The following is a 17,658-nucleotide window of genomic DNA, read 5'->3' as shown; positions in this document are numbered from 1 at the left end:
CCCGGCAACCGTCTACAGTTGGACAGTAGGATCCGCGCACTTCTTGGCGCGACAACCGACTATAAGAAGAGAGGGTGATCATATTGTGTATCGGCAAACCCTGCGGGAATCCCTCGCCAACGCGGGCCAGAGCCTCCAATCACGCGGCAGTTGAAAATTTAGCCGCCGATTTTGCGGCACTTTTTGGACCTCGCGCTAGTCTTAGCGTGGATCGCGGTGACGGACGTCACTTCACCTGTCTACGCTATCCTTGTGCGAGACTCACGCAGGAATCCAGCGCAATATGAATGTCCTGATCGTTGATGACGAACCCCTGGCCCGCGAGCGCCTTAGCCGAATGGTCGGTGAACTCGAGGGATATAGTGTCCTGGAGCCCAGCGCCACGAACGGCGAAGAGGCGTTGGCACTGATCGACAGCCACAAGCCGGATATCGTGCTGCTCGATATCCGCATGCCAGGCCTCGATGGCCTGCAAGTGGCTGCGCGATTGTGCGAACGCGAAACTCCGCCCGCGGTGGTGTTTTGTGCAGGACCCGATGAATTTGCCGTGGAAGCCTTACAGGCCAGCGCCGTAGGCTATGTGGTGAAACCTGTGCGTACTGAACATCTTCACGAAGCATTAAAGAAAGCCGAGCGACCCAATCGTATCCAGCTCGCCGCCCTGACACGCCCCGCCGCTGAAAGTGGCAGCGGTCCCCGTAGCCACATCAGCGCCCGAACCCGCAAGGGCATCGAGCTGATCCCGTTGGATCAGGTGGTGTACTTCATTGCCGATCACAAATACGTGACCTTGCGCCACGAAGGCGGCGAAGTGTTGCTGGATGAGCCGTTAAAGGCCCTTGAGGATGAGTTTGGCGATCGATTCGTGCGTATCCACCGCAACGCTCTGGTCGCCCGCGAGCGCATCGAACGTCTGCAGCGCACGCCTCTGGGGCATTTCCAGCTGTTCCTTAAAGGCTTGAACGGTGACGCATTGATTGTCAGCCGACGGCATGTGGCCGGCGTGCGCAAGATGATGCAGCAGCTTTAAACCGTCATTCAGCGGCGAATTTTACACCCGCTTGCAGGACATCGAGGCCAGGGAGGCCACGCAGTCTCTGATACAAGTCAAAGTGGATTTGGCTGAGCTGTTATTATCCGCCGTATCTATTCAGTACGGATTGATCCATGTCCACTCGCGAAATCCGCATCGCCACCCGCAAAAGTGCTCTGGCCCTATGGCAGGCCGAGTATGTCAAAGCCCGTCTGGAAGAGGCCCATCCCGGTCTGCTCGTCACGTTGGTGCCCATGGTCAGTCGCGGCGACAAGCTGCTGGACTCACCGCTGTCGAAAATCGGCGGCAAGGGCCTGTTCGTCAAAGAACTGGAAACCGCACTGCTCGAAAACGAAGCCGACATCGCTGTGCACTCCATGAAAGACGTGCCGATGGACTTCCCCGAAGGCCTCGGCCTGTTTTGCATCTGCGAGCGCGAAGACCCGCGCGATGCGTTCGTTTCCAACACCTACGCCAGTCTGGATGAGCTGCCAAAAGGCAGCATCGTCGGCACCTCCAGCCTGCGCCGTCAGGCCCAGTTGCTGACCCGTCGGCCGGACCTGGAAATCCGCTTCCTGCGCGGCAACGTCAATACGCGCCTGGCCAAGCTCGACGCCGGTGAATACGACGCCATCATTCTCGCCTCTGCTGGCCTGATTCGTCTGGGCTTCGAAGATCGTATTACCTCGGCGATCAGTGTCGACGACAGCCTTCCGGCAGGTGGGCAGGGCGCGGTGGGCATCGAATGCCGCACGGCGGACAGCGAAATTCATGCCTTGCTGGCGCCGTTGCATCATCAGGACACCGCCACTCGCGTGACCGCCGAACGTGCGCTCAACAAACATTTGAATGGTGGTTGCCAGGTACCGATCGCCTGCTACGCCGTGCTCGAAGGCGAGCAGATCTGGTTGCGTGGTCTGGTCGGTGATCCTAGTGGCGGTCTGTTGCTCAGTGCCGAGGCCCGCGCACCACGCGCCGACGCCGAGGCCCTGGGCGTGCAAGTGGCCGAGGATCTTTTGAGCCAGGGCGCTGACGATATTCTGAAAGCAGTTTATGGCGAGGCGGGACACGAGTGACGGGTTGGCGCTTGCTGCTCACGCGCCCTGCGGATGAGTCCGCAGCACTGGGCGAAATTCTTGCGCAAGCGGGGGTTTTCAGCAGCAGCTTGCCGCTTTTGGAAATCGAGCCCATTCCTGTCTCTGACACAATGTGTGCGGTGATTCAGAGGCTGGATCGCTTTTGCGCGGTGATTGTGGTCAGTAAACCCGCGGCCCGAGCCGGTGTCGAACTGCTCGGCCGGTATTGGCCGCAACCCCCTGCGCTGAAGTGGTTCAGTGTGGGCGCCGCCACTGCGCAAATCCTTGAAGATGGCGGGCTGGACGTAACCTGTCCAGCCGAAGGCGATGACAGCGAAGCATTGCTTGAGCTTGCGCAGTTGCGCGAGGCGATCACCCAGCCCGATCGGCGAGTATTGATCATGCGCGGGGAGGGCGGGCGCGAGCTCTTGGCTGAGCGTTTGCGCGAGCTTGGTGCTAGTGTCGAGTATCTGGAGTTGTACCGTCGCGGCCTGCCTCGTTACCCGCTGGCGGCACTGCCTGACCGGATCGAAGCGGAACGCTTGAACGGGCTGGTGGTCAGCAGTGGGCAAGGTTTTGAGCATCTGCATCAACTGGCCGGCGCTGCCTGGCCTCAATTGGCGCGGTTGCCGTTGTTTGTTCCAAGCCCCAGGGTCGCCGAGCTGGCACGTGCTGCCGGGGCCCAAACAGTTGTGGATTGTCGCGGTGCCAGTGCCGCGGCTTTGCTGACGGCGTTACGGGAGCATCCCGAACCCGTTCTCTAATGCAAAGGATGGATACGTGAGCGAAACTGCCTTGCCTAAAGATGACGTCCAGCCAGTGCTCGATGCACGGGTTGAAACTCCGGATGAAACTGCGCCGCCTGCCGCCGTGCAGCGCCGAGGCAATGGGCTGGCAATCGTTGCGCTGTTGCTCGGCGCTGCCGGTATTGCAGTGGGTGGCTGGGGCGTCTGGCAGGTGCGTCACCTGCAGGCCAATAACCAGCAGCAACTGGCTCAGGTGCAGGCGTTGAACGATCAGGCGCAAAGCCTCAAGCTCAATGAACAGCGCATTAGCGCCCGCTTGGAGCAGCTGCCTGCCGTCGATGAACTCGAAGCGCGCGCCCGTCTGGTGGCACAGTTGCAGGGCGATCAACAGCGCCTGAACCAGCGTCTGGAAACCATCCTCGGCGCCAGCCGCAAGGATTGGCGTCTGGCCGAGGCCGAGCACTTGCTGCGTCTGGCCAGCCTGCGTTTGTCTGCATTGCAGGACATCAGCAGCGCCCAGGCGCTGGTGCAGGGTGCCGACGACATTCTTCGTGAGCAGAACGATCCAGGGTCCTTCGCCGCTCGCGAGCAAGTGGCCAAAACCCTGGTGGCGTTGCGCAGCACCGAGCAGCCGGATCGCACCGGGTTGTTCCTGCGGCTGGGCGCTCTGCGTGATCAGGTGATCGACCTCACCGAGCTGGCGCCCGAGTACAAGGATCGGGGGGATTCGCTGCTGGGCCTGACCGCCGATGGCGACGGAGCCAGTCGTTGGGCGCAGTGGTGGGATCAGATCTCCCACTACATCCGCATTGACTTCAACGCCGACAAAAATGTCAGGCCACTATTGGCCGGGCAGAGCCTGAGCCAGGTGCGTCTGGCCCTGAGCCTCGCACTGGAACAGGCGCAATGGGCCGCGCTCAATGGCCAGGCAGCGGTTTACTCCCAGGCATTGGCGGAGGCGCGGGATGTACTGACCGGTAATTTCAACCCGGACAACCCACAAAGCAAAGTGATGCTCGAGCAGGTGGGTGACTTGAGCAAGCAGCGGGTCACCGTCGTGACGCCGGATTTGACCGCCACGTTAAGCGCGGTCCAGGGTTATCTGGAGCGGCGTAATGTAAACGCCGAAGACTCGATCAAACCAATGGATAAACCGGCCGCAGGTAACGCTCAGGAGGCAACGCCATGAAACGCCTCTATGTGATCGTGTTCCTGGTGATTGCCGCTGCTGCCGCGCTGGGATTGGCGATTGCCGAGCATGCCGGTTACGTGCTGGTTGCCTACAAGAGCTTTCGTTACGAGTCGAGCCTGTGGGCGACCCTGGCGTTGGTCGCGGTATTGTGGCTGGTGTTCTGGGGCATCAAGGTGTTGGTTGAACTGGTGATGACCTCCAGCGGCGTGGTCAATCCCTGGTCGCGCCGTAATCGCAGCCGTCGGGTGCAAGTGGCGATCGAGCACGGTCAGCTGGATTTGGCGGAAGGTCGCTGGGCCAGTGCGCAGCGTCATCTGCAGCGGGCTGCCGAAGCCGAGCGCCAGCCATTGCTCTATTACCTGGGCGCTGCTCGTGCCGCAAACGAACAAGGTCATTACGAAGAAAGCGACAACTTGCTGGAACGTGCCCTCGAACGCCAGCCGCAGGCCGAATTGGCGATTGCCTTGAACCACGCACAATTGCAGACCGACCGTGGCGACACCGACAGCGCCTTGGCAACGCTTCAGGTCATGCATGAACGTCACCCCCATAACGCCCAGACGTTGCGCCAGTTACAGCGCCTGCTTCAGCAGCGGGGTGACTGGTCGGCAGTGATCCGCCTGTTGCCCGAGCTGCGCAAGGATAAAGTCTTGCCGCCTGCCGAACTGGCCGAACTGGAGCGCCGTGCGTGGGGTGAAAACCTGTCTCTGGCGGCGCATCAGGAAGAGGACGGCAAGGTCGGTTTGCAATCGCTCAATCGCGCCTGGCAGCAGCTCACCTCGGCTCAGCGTCAGGAGCCTCAACTGGTGCTGGCCTATGCCGAGCAGCTGCGGCAACTTGGCGCGCAGGTCGAGGCAGAGGAGGTGTTGCGCACGGCCCTCAAGCGCAATTACGACAGTCATCTGGCGCGCCTGTATGGGCTGGTTCGCGGGAGCGATCCGGCTCGGCAGCTACAGAATGCCGAGGGCTGGCTCAAAGGTCATCCGGGCGACCCAAGCCTGTTGTTGACACTGGGCCGCTTGTGTCTGCAAAACAGTTTGTGGGGCAAGGCGCGAGATTATCTGGAAAGCAGCCTGCGGGTGCAGCGCAATCCGGAAGCCTGTGCCGAATTGGCGCGATTGCTGGCGCAACTGGGTGACACGGAGCGCAGTAATCAGCTGTTTCAGGAAGGCCTGGGCATGCTCGATGAGCGCCTGCTGGCGGCACCGCTTCCGGCGCTGGCTCACGCCTGAAGCTGGTTTGTAGCAGCTGGCACAGCCTGCGTCCGGCTGCTTGCGAACGCAGCCTCGCGTTGCTCGACAGCTGCTACAAGTCCCCTCAACTATCTCTGACTCACCACCCTCCCCGTAGCAGCTGACGAGCAACGCGAGGCTGCGTCTGGGATTTGCCTGACAAAACGCGATTGCCCGGTGAGGTTCAAGACGGTATCTACAAGGGCGGAGAGGCGTTCTCTGGCGCTCGAAATTCGTCGCGTGTTTAGCTTTGTAGTCCCTGGTCGGCTTCGTCCTACAGAGGACTACATCAAATCCTCTCGATGCTGTCGGGAAATCCCTACGCTTCTGGTGAAGTGTCCGTGCCGGCCTGCCTTGAAAGGCTGGCGCGCTTTCCTCTACCGTAACCACCTGTCTCTACTGGTACGGAAAAGCCATGTCTTTGGCCTGCTCACGCTCCTTGTTTTTCATGATTTTCATTACCGGCTCCCTGGCCTTGGGTGTTTCCTTTTACCTGGAATATGCGGTCGGTCTCAGGCCCTGCGACTTGTGCCTTTTGCAGCGGTTTTGCCTGGCGTTGCTAACGGGTATCAGCCTGACCGCCTCCGTGCAGGGACCCGGGCGTTTTGGATCATTCCTGTATTGGTTGCTCGGATTTTTCTGCAGCCTCGCGGGCACGATTACGGCGTGGCGGCAGATTTTGTTGCAGAGTGATCCTTTGCATCAGCTTTTGACGTGCCCGCCCAACCTGGACGCGGCGTACGAGAACATGCCCTGGTTATGCCAAGTCACGCAGATGTTCCAAGGGGATGCCGATTGTGCCGAGATTGCCTGGACGTTGTTTGACCTGAGCGTACCGGAGTGGAGTCTTCTGTTCTTTGTTGCGATGACGATTTTGGGAATTTATCAGTTGTTGCACATCGTCTGGCTTGCGTGTGAGCGACCGCTCAGCGGCGAGTCGTCGCACCGGGTGCAATTGAGCGATTAAACACTTGTATGAACTTTATCTGCTGCGTACCTTGAAGCCACAGCCGCGCGGGCATAATCTGGCCCGCACGTGTCATTGGAATTATGTTGCTCGATGGCGCTCTGCCTGACCGGTACTTGACCTTCAAGTGTGCGACAGGTGTAGGGCAGCATGACCCACAAGGGAAGAGAGATCACCATGCTCGAAAGTTGTCAGAATGCTCAGGAACGTTGGGGTGGAGTACATCTGCTGATCGATCGTTGGTTGCAGGAACGTCACGAGCTGGTTCGATCCTATGATGCTCTCGGCGCCAAGCCAGAAGCTCTCGGCGAAAACCGCAAGCCGTTGCAGGAGTTCTGCGGCGTGCTGGTCGATTACGTGTCTGCCGGACACTTCGAGATCTACGAGCAGTTGACGGGGGAGGCCAAGGCTTTCAACGACAAGCGTGGTCTGGAACTGGCCGAGACCCTCTACCCGCGCATCGATGTCATCACCGAGAAGCTGCTGGCGTTCAATGACCTGTGTGATGCAGGCAAGTGCGTCGCGGAGAAATTCAAGGAATTGGGCGGCCTGTTGCACGAACGCTTCGAGCTGGAAGATTGCCTGATCGAAGTGTTGCACACGGCTCACAAGGAAGAAGATTCGGTTCAGGCCTGAATCTCTTCCTGCAACCTAAAAACGGTGCGCTATGCGCGCCGTTTTTTGTGTCCGCAATTCAGCTGGTGGCGCCGCGCAATTCGACTTCAAATACCAGCGGTGTGAACGGTGCGATCAGGTCGCCGGCACCTTCCGCGCCATAGGCCTGAGACGATGGAATCACCAGGCGCCATTTCGCACCGACCGGCATGTTTTGCAGCGCGCTGCGCCAGCCGCTGATCACGCTGTCGAGACTGAACCACTGCGGCTGACTGTTCTGATCGAACACTGTGCCATCGGGCAGACGCCCGACGTACAAAACCTGGACCTTGCCGTCAGGGCCAGCCTTGGCTCCTTTACCAGGTGTCAGCTCCGTCAGCAATACTCCATCCGCCAATTCGCGAACGCCCGGTTTGGCTTTTTCCCCGGTAAGAAAGCGCTGCTCTTTTTCGAGCGCGGCTTCGCTTTGCGGCAGCGCCGGTTGCTCGGCGATTTGCGCTTCATGCTCGGCCAGGATCTGGTCGATCTGCTCGTCTTTCAATGCCAGTGGCTTGCCTTGATACGCTTGCTGCAAGCCTTCCAGCAGTGCCTGGAGTTGCAGGTCGGGAACTTCCTGGCGCAAGCGTTCGCCGAGGCTCGCCCCCAGACTGTAGGCAAGGTCGTGAGCGTTATTTGCGGCAGTTTTTTCGTCGGCCTGAGCCACCGAAAAAAACACGCACAGCGATAAAAAAAGGTAGCGCGACATGGGCACTCTCCGGCCTGAGATGCGGTGGATTATGCCAGTGTGAATGCGCACAAAGGTGAACTGGTTTTGCGCAAGCGCAGAAGATTTTCTATCCGTTGCAACGCAGCGCATTCGATACTGTCAACATGCCCTAGCGGCGGTAGCAGCAGAGGTCTAGTATGAGCCGCACCCACGTCAGCCAGGAGGTAAACCATGTCGGCCACCAAGAAGCCTGTAAATACCCCATTGCACTTACTCCAACAACTGTCGGGCAGCCTGCTCGAGCATTTGGAAAACGCTTGTTCCCAAGCCTTGGCTGATGCTGAAAAACTGCTCGCCAAACTGGAAAAGCAGCGCGGAAAAGCGCAGGAAAAATTGCACAAGTCCCGTACCAAATTGCAGGATGCTGCGGCGGCCGGTAAGGCCAAGGCACAAGCGAAAGCCAAGGGCGCGGTGAGTGAGCTTGAGGAATTGCTCGATGCCCTCAAGGATCGTCAATCGGAAACCCGCGGCTACATTCTGCAACTCAAGCGCGATGCTCAAGAAAGCCTGAAACTGGCCCAGGGCGTCGGTCGTGTGCAAGAGGCTGTCAGCAAGGCATTGTCTCTGCGTGCGGCCAAACCTGCTGCGGCACCTGCCAATAAAGCCGCTGCCAAGCCAGCTGCTGCAAAAGCACCGGCTAAACCTGCTGCCAAGGCTGCGGTGAAACCTGCTGCTAAAACAGCTGCTGCGAAACCTGCCGCCAAGCCAGCCGCTGCGAGAACTGCTGCGGCCAAACCGGCTGCAAAATCGCCCGCTGCCAAACCCGCTGCAAAACCTGCGGCTAAAACAGCCGCTGCGAAACCTGCTGCCAAGCCAGCCGCTGCGAAAACCGCCGCTGCTAAACCGGCTGTAAAAGCTGCAGCCAAACCAGCTGCTAAACCGGCTGTAAAAGCTGCAGCCAAGCCAGCTGCTAAACCGGCTGTAAAACCTGCAGCCAAACCTGCCGCTAAACCGGCTGTCAGAACTGCTGCCGCGAAACCCGCAGCTGCCGCCAAGCCAGCCACTGCCGCCAAACCAGCCGCAGCGAAACCAGCCGCTAAGCCAGCTGCTGCAAAACCGGCTGCAAAACCAGCAGCCAAGCCTGCTGCTGCAAAACCAGCAGCCAAGCCTGCTGCTGCAAAACCTGCCGTTGCCAAGCCGGCCGCCGCGCCAGTTGCCAAGACAGCCAACCCGGCTCCGGTAGCGACGTCTGCTCTAGCAGCTGCCACTTCGACAGCCACGCCAGCGCCAACGCCGGCCGCCGCATCAATCGCAGCAACCACCCCAACCAGCGCTTCCTAAGTGCCGGTTACCGCGACGCGCAGCTGATGCAGCGCGTCGCGGTCCAGGTTGGCGGCGCCTGCCGCTACACCTTCCAGCCAGGCCGTTAGATCGGTCGCCTCACCCTGCGGCCAGTTTTGTGCCGATCGCTCCAGTCGCAACAGCAGATGCCGCTCGGCTTCCAGCTCCAGGGCCTTCACTTGTTCGCGCAACTTTTTCAGTTCTGCATCCTCAGTCGCGCAGTCTTTCCATTGCATACGCAATGCGCGCAGCGGTTGCACGACATCCGCATCCCAAGGTTGTGCCACGATGCGCAGCCGCTGTAATCGCTGTTCATTGCAGGTGACGCCACGTTGTCCCAGCCACGATCCACAGAGCAGCAAACACACATTGACGCCTGCCGACTGCAATTGCAGGCAAGCGCGTTCAACGCCAGGACGGGCGTAAGTCGTCAGGGAAAAGCTCCACAGGTCAGAGGACATAGTGCTACTCGCGCCAGTTGCGAGCGAAGCTGGTAGACTCCGCCGCCATTATGATTCGACTTCAGAACCTGACTTTACAGCGTGGCCCGCAACGTCTGCTAGAAGACGCCGAGCTGACCCTGCACGCCGGCCATAAAGCCGGCCTCATCGGTGCCAACGGCGCCGGCAAATCGAGCCTGTTCGCCTTGATCCGGGGCGAACTGCACCCGGACTCGGGTGACTGCTTCCTGCCGGCCGACTGGCGCATCTCCCACATGCGTCAGGAAATCGAGACGCTCGAACGCCTGGCGGTCGACTACGTGCTCGATGGCGACCTTCGCCTGCGTGAGGTGCAACGCGACCTCGCCGCAGCCGAAGCGGCGCATGACGGTGCCGCTCAGGCCCGCCTGCACTCGGAACTCGACAGTGCCGACGGTTACACCGCCGACGCTCGGGCCCGCAAGCTGCTGGCCGGCCTTGGATTCACCAACGAGCAGATGGATCGCCCGGTAGGAGATTTCTCTGGTGGCTGGCGGATGCGTCTGAACCTGGCGCAGGCATTGATGTGTCCCTCGGACCTGTTGCTGCTCGATGAACCGACCAACCACTTGGACCTCGACGCCATCATCTGGCTTGAAGAGTGGCTCAAAAGTTACCCGGGCACTTTGTTGCTGATTTCCCACGACCGGGACTTCCTCGATGCCGTGGTCGATCACGTGGCCCACGTCGATCAACGCAAGATCACGCTGTATCGCGGTGGCTATAGCGCTTTCGAACGCGCCCGCGCTGAACGTCTGGCCCAGCAACAGCAGGCGTACGAGAAGCAGCAGGCGCAACGTGCGCATATGGAAAGCTACATTGCCCGATTCAAGGCCCAGGCCACCAAGGCCCGTCAGGCCCAGAGCCGGATCAAGGCGCTGGAGCGGATGGAAGAGCTGTCCGCCGCCCACGTCGATTCGCCGTTCGATTTCGTTTTCCGTGAATCGCAGAAAATCTCCAGCCCGCTGATCGACCTGTCCGATGCCCGTTTGGGTTACGGCGACAAAGCCGTGCTGGAGAAGGTCAAGCTTCAACTGACCCCTGGTGCGCGCATTGGTTTGCTCGGCCCGAACGGCGCCGGTAAATCGACCCTGATCAAAAACCTCGCCGGTGAGCTTGAGCCATTGGCGGGTCGCCTGACCCGTGGTGAGAACACCGTCGTCGGTTACTTCGCCCAGCATCAACTGGACTCTCTCGATGCCAAGGCCAGCCCGTTGCTGCACTTGCAGCGTCTGGCCCCGACCGAGCGTGAGCAGACCCTGCGCGACTTCCTCGGTGGTTTTGACTTCCGTGGTGCGCGCATTGATGAGCCAGTGCTGAATTTCTCCGGTGGCGAAAAGGCCCGTCTGGCCCTGGCGTTGATCGCTTGGGATCGGCCGAACCTGCTGCTGCTCGACGAACCGACCAACCACCTGGACCTGGAAATGCGTCTGGCGCTGACCATGGCGCTTCAGGAGTTCAGTGGTGCAGTTCTGGTGGTTTCCCACGATCGTCATTTGCTCAAAAGCACCACGGACAATTTCTATCTGGTGGCGGACGGCAAGGTCGAGGAATTTGACGGTGACCTGGAAGACTACGCCCGTTGGCTGGTCGATTATCGTCAGCGCAACGCACCCGTCAGCAACACCCCGGTCAATCCGGACAAGACCGACAAGAAAGCCCAGCGCCAGGCCGCTGCTGCGCTGCGTCAGCAACTGGCGCCGCACAAACGTGAGGCTGACAAGCTGGAAGCCGAACTGGGCAAGCTGCACGAGAAGCTGGCGAAGATCGATGCCAGCCTTGGCGACAGTGATATCTACGAACCGGCGCGCAAGAACGACTTGCGCGATCTGCTGGCCGAACAGGCCAGGCTGAAGGTGCGCGAAGCCGAACTGGAAGAAGCCTGGATGGAAGCGCTGGAACTGCTGGAAAGCATGCAGGCGGAGCTGGAGGCGCTGTCTTGATGGAGGCGTTCAAGCTGCCGTTGCCGGCGGTGTGGATCGATCCCCTCTGGCTCGTCTTACAGATCCTGCTGATTCTGCTGGCCGGTTATTTAGCCCAGCGCTTTGTTGCCAAGGGCCTGAACCGGCTGGGCGAGCGTTATCCGTTTCCGCCGCAGTTGCTGATGCCGCTGCGAGGTGGACTGCGCTGGCTGATCATGGGCAGTGCGTTGATTTTCGTGCTGGAGCGCCTCGGGGTGTCGGCCACGGTGCTCTGGACCGCGCTGTCTGGCTTCGTCGCGGTGGCGGCGGTCGCGTTCTTCGCTATGTGGAGCGTGCTCTCCAACCTGCTGTGCGCGATCCTGATTTTCACAGTCGGCCCGTTTCGCCTCGGCGACGTGGTCGAGTTGGTGGACACCACCGACAAGCCCGGCGTCAAAGGTCGGGTGGTGGCGATCAATCTGCTTTACACCACGTTGATCGAAGCGGAAGAACTCGGCACCGGCAGTGCCATGGTTCAGGTGCCTAACAGCCTGTTCTTCCAGCGCTCGGTTCGCCGCTGGCGCGGGACGGATGTTTTCCCTTCCAACGGGTTTGGAAAGTAGGCCTTCTGCTGCCCGACGATGGCGGTCTAAGGCTGTAAACGCTGGTCGGCAGCCGCAACATCCGGCAAAAAATTGGTAGTCACCAACCCAAACCCGCATTAGCTTAGGCGTCTGTCACGAGTCTGAGTCGAGGTGTGCAATGGAGCTTCAAACATGGCTGGCGTTTTTTGCCGCCTGCTGGGTGATCAGTTTTTCTCCCGGTGCTGGCGCCATTGCGTCGATGTCCAGCGGTTTGCAGTACGGTTTCTGGCGCGGTTACTGGAATGCCCTGGGCCTGCAATTGGGCCTGGCGGTGCAAATCGCGATTGTCGGCGCCGGTGTGGGCGCGATCCTCACGGCTTCAGCCTCCGCCTTCTATGCGATCAAATGGTTTGGCGTGGCGTATCTGGTGTACCTGGCCATCAAGCAATGGCGCGCGTTGCCCAGCGACATGAGCGATGACGCGGCAGTGCGTCAGATTGGCAAACCGATGGCGTTGGTGTTCCGGGGTTTTCTGGTCAACATCAGCAACCCCAAGGCGCTGGTGTTCATGCTCGCGGTGTTGCCGCAGTTTATTGACCCGCATGCACCGTTGCTGGCCCAGTACCTGATCATCGGCGTGACCATGGTCTGCGTCGACCTGATCGTCATGGCCGGTTACACCGGGCTGGCCTCAAAGGTGCTGCGCCTGTTGCGCACACCCGCGCAGCAAAAACGCATGAACCGCACCTTTGCCGGGCTGTTCATCGGCGCGGCGGCGTTCATGGCGACGTTGCGCAAAGCCGCCGTTTAAAAGCACCCAGGTATAAAAAAGGTGACCCTTGAGGTCGCCTTTTTCATGTCCGGACAAGCACAGATACCCCGGCGCGCGCGAACAAAGCTTGAGTGAAAGTCATTGGGAGGGAACAATGTGTTACTTCGTATTACCAATTGAGATTCATTCATGACTGCCCCGTCCCGTTTTCTGGCCTGGCTGGTACTTCCGTTGTTTGCCTTATGCAGTTCCAATCTGCTGGCCGACACCGTGGAAGGCGCGCCGCAAGCGCTGCATTTGCTCGATTACATCAGCGCGGATTACCCGCAAACCGTGCAAGCGGGCAAGGTGATCGATGAGTCCGAATACCGCGGGCAGCTGGAATCCATCAAAACCTTGCAAGGCCTGATCGGTGCGATGCCGGCCAAGCCAGAGAAAGCCGGGCTGGAGCAGGGCGTCAGCTCGCTGGCCAGTGCCGTCGCGGCCCGTCAGGACGGTACGGAGGTGGCCCGTCAGGCTCGGCAACTGGGGGCGAAACTGGCTGTGACCTTTGAAGTCAGTCAGACACCGATCATTACCCCGGATCCCACCCGTGGTGGGCCGCTGTATGCCCAGCATTGTTCAGTGTGCCACGGTGATGCGGGGGCTGGTGACGGCCCGGCGGGGGTGGGTCTGACGCCGCCACCGTCCAATCTGCGTGATGCGACACGCCTGGATCATCTGAGCCTCTACGCGCTCTACAGCACCTTGGGCCAGGGTATCGAAGGCACCGACATGCCGGCCTTCGCTGATCAGCTTGACGATCGTCAGCGCTGGGACCTGGCGACCTACATCGCCAGTTTCAGCGCTGATCCAGCCGCTGCAAAATCCGCCACGACCTACAACATTGCCGACCTCGGGCGTCAGACACCGGCGGAAGTGCTGACTGCTGATGGCCCACAAGCCGCCGCCACGTTCCGTGCGCAGCGGGCGCAACCGCCGCAGGTCAAGCGTGGCCCGGCGCAATTGCTCGATTACACCGCCGCTACCCTGGACAAGAGCATCGCCGCCTACCGTGCCGGCGATCACGATCAGGCCTATGACCTGTCTGTCGCCGCGTATCTGGAAGGCTTCGAACTGGTCGAAAGCTCCCTCGACAATGTCGATGCCAACGTGCGCAAAGACACTGAAAAATCGTTGATGGCCTACCGTCAATCATTGCAGGACGGTTTGCCGGTGGCCCAGGTCCAGCAGCGTCTAGACACGGCCAAGGCCAAGTTGAAGGAATCCGCAGGCCTGTTGGGCAGCGATGGCCTGAGCTGGTCCCTGAGCTTCATCTCCGGTTTGCTGATTTTGCTGCGTGAAGGTCTGGAAGCCATTTTGGTGCTGGCGGCGATCCTGGCCTTCCTGCGCAACACCGGCCAACAGTCGGCTGTTCGCAGCGTCAACGTCGGTTGGGGCCTGGCGCTGGTGGCCGGTCTGGCGACCTGGGCGCTGGCGGCATACGTGATCGATGTCAGTGGCTCGCAGCGTGAGTTGCTGGAAGGCGCGACGGCGCTGTTTGCCTCCGTCATGGTGCTCTGGCTGGGGGTATGGATGCACGACCGTCGCCATGCGGCGGCGTGGCAGGATTACATCAAAAGCAGCCTGGTGGGTGGTGGCGGGCGTTTCGGCTTTGCGATCCTGGCGTTCTTCTCGGTGTATCGCGAGCTGTTCGAAGTGATTCTGTTCTACGAAACCCTGTGGTTGCAGGCCGGGCCTGCGGGGCACAACGCCGTGTTGGTCGGCGGCGCCACGGCGCTGGTGATGTTGGTGGGCCTGGCGTGGGTCATCCTGCGCGGTTCGGCGAAATTGCCGCTGTCGTTGTTCTTCAGCATCAACGCCGGTCTGCTGTGCGCGCTGTCGGTGGTGTTCGCCGGGCATGGTGTGAAAGCGTTGCAAGAAGCCGGGATCTTCGGCACCCGACCGGTGCCGTTCTTCGAATTTGACTGGCTGGGCATTCATGCCGATGCGTATTCGCTGAGTGCTCAGGCGGTGGCGATCATTGCGATTGTTGTGCTGTATGGCCGTAGTTGGCTGGCCGAGAAGCAGCGGGTGCAGGTTTCTTAAACAGCATTCGCTGCGCTCACAATCGCGAGCAGGCTCGCTCCCACAGGATGGCGTATAACCTGTGGGGGCGAGCCTGTTCGCGATTTTTTTTGGAAGAGGAAAACATGATGCGTGTCTGGATCGACGCCGACGCCTGCCCTCGGGCGGCCAAGGATCTGGTGGTGAAGTTCGCCCTCAAGCGTCAGTACGAAGTGGTGCTGGTGGCGGGGCAGCCGCAGATCAAGCCGGGGCTGGCACTGGTGAAGTTGATCGTCGTGCCGAGCGGCCCGGACGCCGCCGATGATTATCTGGTGGAACACGCGGTGCCGGGTGAACTGGTGATTTGTAGCGACGTGCCGCTGGCGGACCGCCTGGTGAAGAAGGGCGTGGCTGCGCTGGACCCGCGAGGCAAGGAATTCGATGCGCAGAACATGGGCGACCGGCTCGCAGTGCGAAATCTGTTCACTGACCTGCGGGAACAGGGGCAGATGGGTGGTGGGCCGGCACCGTTTGGCGAACGAGAGAAGCAGGCGTTTGCCAATGCGCTGGACCGGATACTTACCCGGCTGACCCGCAAACCCTGAGCCTTGCGCTCCCACATTTTGAACCGGGTCAGGCGTCGTTTTCGTGGGTTAACTCAAGAACGCGGTCGACCATTTTGTTGATGCCGGACGCTGCTTCGCTGATGCTCTGCGCCAACATGTACGCCGGTGTACTCACCAGTTTGCGCGCCCGGTCTTCGACGATTTCGGTCACGGCGCAATCGGTGTGGGTCGCGCCCATTTTGTTCATGGCTGCGGCGGTCTCGGCGTCGTTGCCGATGGTGCAGTTCACCCCCGGGCCATAAATCTTCGCCGCCAGTGCCGGCGAGATGCACATCAAGCCGACTGGCTTGCCTGCTTCGGCGAAGGCTTCGGTCAATGCCAGGACATCGGGTTGCACGGTGCAACCGGCGCCTTCGATGGCGAAGTTCGACAGATTTTTGGCCGAGCCAAATCCACCGGGAACGATCAACGCATCAAATTCGTCGACATCGGCCTCGCGAATATCCTTGATGTTGCCCCGGGCGATCCGCGCCGATTCCACCAAGACATTGCGCGACTCGGGCATTTCCTCACCAGTCAGGTGATTGATCACATGCAATTGCGCGATGTTCGGGGCAAAGCACTGTACCTGAGCGCCACGCTGGTCCAGCCTCAGCAGGGTAATCACGCTTTCGTGGATCTCGGCGCCGTCGTACACGCCGCAGCCGGAAAGGATCACTGCAATTTTTTTGCTCATGGGTTGTTCTCCAGATTCATGGCGTTAAATGTCCACTAATTTGACGCTCGTTGCCATAGGGTTAATACGCGGTTACACCTAGCCTCTGTCCTCAAGATTCCGATCAGGGCGCGTCATGGACTTCATTATTTTCTACCTGCCGATGGCTGTGCTCGGCGTGCCGGTGCTGGTGTTTGTCAGCGTCGCAGCACTGAATCTGCTGTATCAGTTCTGGGTGCATACCCAACACATCCCCAAACTCGGCTGGTTCGAAGGGTTCTTCGTGACGCCTTCCAATCATCGTGCCCACCATGCGCAGAACGCTCTCTACATGGATCGCAACTACGGTGGGGTGTTCATTATTTGGGACCGTCTATTTGGCTCGTTTCAGGAAGAAGACGACAATGAACCGGTGATTTTTGGCGTGACCACGCCGTTGGCGAGCTGGAATCCGTTGTGGGCCAACGTGCAGTTCTATGTGCAGTTGTGGGAAGACGCGCGGCGTGCCGAGAGCAAATGGGACAAGCTGCGGATCTGGTTCATGCGCACCGGTTGGCGACCGGCGGATGTGGCAGCCAGATACCCGACGAGCAAAGCCTGACTTGAGTCTTTTCCGTAAATTCGAGGTGCCGCTGGACAGCCGTCAACAACTGTATGTGGTGCTGCAGTTTTGCGCCTACATCGCGCTGGGTAGCTATTTGATGAATCTGGAGCGCAGCCTGCCAACCGCCGCGTTGGTGCTCGGTTGGATTGTGGTGGCGCTGGGGCTGTTTACGTTGGGCGTGGCCCTGGAGAGTCGTTCTTGGGCGTTGAAGCTAGAGCTGCTGCGGCTGGCATCGAATGTGCCGCCGGTGTGGCTGGCGCCGGTGGTCGGGCTGTGGCCGGCCAGCGCGCTGGGCTGGATCGGCCTGCTCAGTTATAGCCTGTTCAGCGTTATCGGTCTCTACTGTTGCAGAAACCGCTTCACTCGCCTGGCGTCTTAGGCGCTTCGACATTGACCCGTGCGGCTTTCAGGGCTTGCTCGTCGGCGTAGACTTTCTTCGCCAGACGGGCATTCTTGAAACGTCGACGCGCCCACAGGCCCAGGCCCAGTACCAACAAGGCACCGAGCACCCACAGTTCGTACTTCTTGACGCTGCCGAGCATACCCTCCAGCACGGCGCCAAAGTGATAAGCCGCCGCTGCCAGTGCGGTCGCCCAGATCGCCGCACCAATCCCGTTCAGCAACAGATAACGTCCCGGTGGATAGCCCGACAGGCCGATGGCCACCGGCATCACCGTGCGCAAACCGTAGACAAAGCGGAAGCTGAGCACCCAGATGTCCGGGTGCCTGCGAATGTGCTCCAGCGCCCGATCACCCATCATCTGCCAGCGCGGTTTGCGCGCCAGCAATTTGCGACCGTGCTTGCGCCCCATGAAGTACCACAGCTGATCACCGGCATAACTGCCGAAGAACGCCACGACCACCACCCAATTGATGTCCATGTATCCGCGGAACGCGAGGAAGCCCGCGAGCACAAGAATGGTTTCGCCTTCGAAGAACGTGCCGAGAAACAGGGCAAAGTAGCCAAAGTCGTGCAGAAATTGTTGGAGCATTGTCTGGATGCTGGCGAAATGAACGCGCAGCCTAACCTGCCGTGCACATTCATGAAAGTGTCCAAATGTGTCTCGACGTGAACATTTCCTA

General features: G+C 60.1%; 17 protein-coding genes and 2 pseudogenes. 15 read left to right on the top strand and 4 right to left on the bottom strand.

All coding sequences use genetic code 11. The annotated features are described in order from the left end of the window. Positions 1-170: 170 nt before the first annotated feature. From J2Y56_RS28400 to J2Y56_RS03020, 8 genes and pseudogenes are all read left to right on the top strand, one after another. Positions 171-287 (top strand): annotated as a pseudogene (locus J2Y56_RS28400) (sensor histidine kinase); the annotation flags it as partial. After that, complete coding sequence (locus J2Y56_RS03050) at positions 284-1,030, top strand: LytTR family DNA-binding domain-containing protein (RefSeq protein ID WP_007942384.1); 747 nt, start codon at positions 284-286, stop codon at positions 1,028-1,030. The pseudogene J2Y56_RS28400 and the gene J2Y56_RS03050, both read left to right, overlap by 4 nt. Before the next feature lie 137 nt (positions 1,031-1,167). Further along, the gene (gene hemC, locus J2Y56_RS03045) at positions 1,168-2,109 is read left to right on the top strand and encodes a hydroxymethylbilane synthase (protein ID WP_007942386.1); all 942 of its coding nucleotides are present in this window, start codon (positions 1,168-1,170) and stop codon (positions 2,107-2,109) included. Next, on the top strand, positions 2,106-2,873 hold the full coding sequence (locus J2Y56_RS03040) for a uroporphyrinogen-III synthase (RefSeq protein ID WP_310348578.1): 768 nt from the start codon (positions 2,106-2,108) through the stop codon (positions 2,871-2,873). The genes hemC and J2Y56_RS03040 overlap by 4 nt, the downstream gene beginning before the upstream one ends. Positions 2,874-2,889: 16 nt before the next feature. Further along, the gene (locus J2Y56_RS03035) at positions 2,890-4,044 is read left to right on the top strand and encodes a uroporphyrinogen-III C-methyltransferase (protein ID WP_310348575.1); all 1,155 of its coding nucleotides are present in this window, start codon (positions 2,890-2,892) and stop codon (positions 4,042-4,044) included. Next, positions 4,041-5,279: a heme biosynthesis protein HemY gene (locus J2Y56_RS03030; protein ID WP_310348574.1), complete on the top strand. Its 1,239-nt coding sequence runs from the start codon at positions 4,041-4,043 to the stop codon at positions 5,277-5,279. The genes J2Y56_RS03035 and J2Y56_RS03030 overlap by 4 nt, the downstream gene beginning before the upstream one ends. 415 nt (positions 5,280-5,694) lie before the next feature. Next, the gene (locus J2Y56_RS03025; RefSeq protein ID WP_310348572.1) at positions 5,695-6,246 is read left to right on the top strand and encodes a disulfide bond formation protein B; all 552 of its coding nucleotides are present in this window, start codon (positions 5,695-5,697) and stop codon (positions 6,244-6,246) included. Between the two features lie 177 nt (positions 6,247-6,423). Continuing rightward, on the top strand, positions 6,424-6,882 hold the full coding sequence (locus J2Y56_RS03020) for an Rsd/AlgQ family anti-sigma factor (protein WP_033048628.1): 459 nt from the start codon (positions 6,424-6,426) through the stop codon (positions 6,880-6,882). A gap of 58 nt (positions 6,883-6,940) precedes the next feature. On the opposite strand, the gene J2Y56_RS03015 is transcribed toward J2Y56_RS03020, so the two are convergent. Then, the gene (locus J2Y56_RS03015; protein ID WP_310333408.1) at positions 6,941-7,606 is read right to left on the bottom strand and encodes an FKBP-type peptidyl-prolyl cis-trans isomerase; all 666 of its coding nucleotides are present in this window, start codon (positions 7,604-7,606) and stop codon (positions 6,941-6,943) included. 192 nt (positions 7,607-7,798) lie between these two features. Here J2Y56_RS03015 and J2Y56_RS03010 point away from each other — a divergent pair, with 192 nt between their 5' ends. Beyond that, positions 7,799-8,908 carry an AlgP family protein gene (locus J2Y56_RS03010; protein WP_310348568.1) on the top strand — a complete coding sequence of 370 codons (1,110 nt, stop codon included), beginning with the start codon at positions 7,799-7,801 and terminating at the stop codon, positions 8,906-8,908. On the opposite strand, the gene J2Y56_RS03005 is transcribed toward J2Y56_RS03010, so the two are convergent. Further along, entirely contained in the window at positions 8,905-9,369 is a 465-nt protein-coding gene (locus J2Y56_RS03005) for a TIGR02444 family protein (protein ID WP_310348567.1), read from the bottom strand. The two genes, J2Y56_RS03010 and J2Y56_RS03005, sit on opposite strands and share 4 nt — an antisense overlap. A 50-nt stretch (positions 9,370-9,419) precedes the next feature. Here J2Y56_RS03005 and J2Y56_RS03000 point away from each other — a divergent pair, with 50 nt between their 5' ends. From J2Y56_RS03000 to J2Y56_RS02980, 5 genes are all read left to right on the top strand, one after another. Then, complete coding sequence (locus tag J2Y56_RS03000; protein ID WP_310348566.1) at positions 9,420-11,330, top strand: ATP-binding cassette domain-containing protein; 1,911 nt, start codon at positions 9,420-9,422, stop codon at positions 11,328-11,330. Further along, positions 11,330-11,911, top strand: coding sequence for a mechanosensitive ion channel family protein (locus J2Y56_RS02995; protein WP_007942399.1), 582 nt, complete (start codon positions 11,330-11,332; stop codon positions 11,909-11,911). The genes J2Y56_RS03000 and J2Y56_RS02995 overlap by 1 nt, the downstream gene beginning before the upstream one ends. 139 nt (positions 11,912-12,050) lie before the next feature. Continuing rightward, positions 12,051-12,683, top strand: a complete 633-nt coding sequence (locus J2Y56_RS02990) for a LysE family transporter (protein ID WP_310348565.1) — start codon at positions 12,051-12,053, stop codon at positions 12,681-12,683. A 150-nt stretch (positions 12,684-12,833) separates the two neighbouring features. After that, positions 12,834-14,732 (top strand): FTR1 family protein, encoded by a 1,899-nt coding sequence (locus J2Y56_RS02985; protein WP_310348563.1) that lies wholly within the window; start codon positions 12,834-12,836, stop codon positions 14,730-14,732. A gap of 107 nt (positions 14,733-14,839) precedes the next feature. Beyond that, positions 14,840-15,295, top strand: coding sequence for a YaiI/YqxD family protein (locus J2Y56_RS02980; protein WP_027926433.1), 456 nt, complete (start codon positions 14,840-14,842; stop codon positions 15,293-15,295). 28 nt (positions 15,296-15,323) lie between these two features. Here the strand turns inward: J2Y56_RS02980 and elbB are convergent, their stop codons facing one another. After that, positions 15,324-15,992, bottom strand: coding sequence for an isoprenoid biosynthesis glyoxalase ElbB (gene elbB, locus J2Y56_RS02975; RefSeq protein ID WP_007942403.1), 669 nt, complete (start codon positions 15,990-15,992; stop codon positions 15,324-15,326). Between the two features lie 127 nt (positions 15,993-16,119). Between elbB and J2Y56_RS02970 the strand changes: the two are divergent. Beyond that, positions 16,120-16,954, top strand: a pseudogene (locus J2Y56_RS02970) (sterol desaturase family protein); the annotation flags it as partial. On the opposite strand, the gene J2Y56_RS02965 reads toward J2Y56_RS02970, so the two are convergent. After that, complete coding sequence (locus tag J2Y56_RS02965; protein WP_007942406.1) at positions 16,935-17,567, bottom strand: DedA family protein; 633 nt, start codon at positions 17,565-17,567, stop codon at positions 16,935-16,937. The pseudogene J2Y56_RS02970 and the gene J2Y56_RS02965 sit on opposite strands and share 20 nt — an antisense overlap. Positions 17,568-17,658 lie beyond the last annotated feature (91 nt).

The organism is Pseudomonas sp. BE134 (assembly GCF_031456105.1).
GTDB lineage: Bacteria > Pseudomonadota > Gammaproteobacteria > Pseudomonadales > Pseudomonadaceae > Aquipseudomonas.
This window is presented reverse-complemented; position numbering and strand designations above follow the sequence as displayed.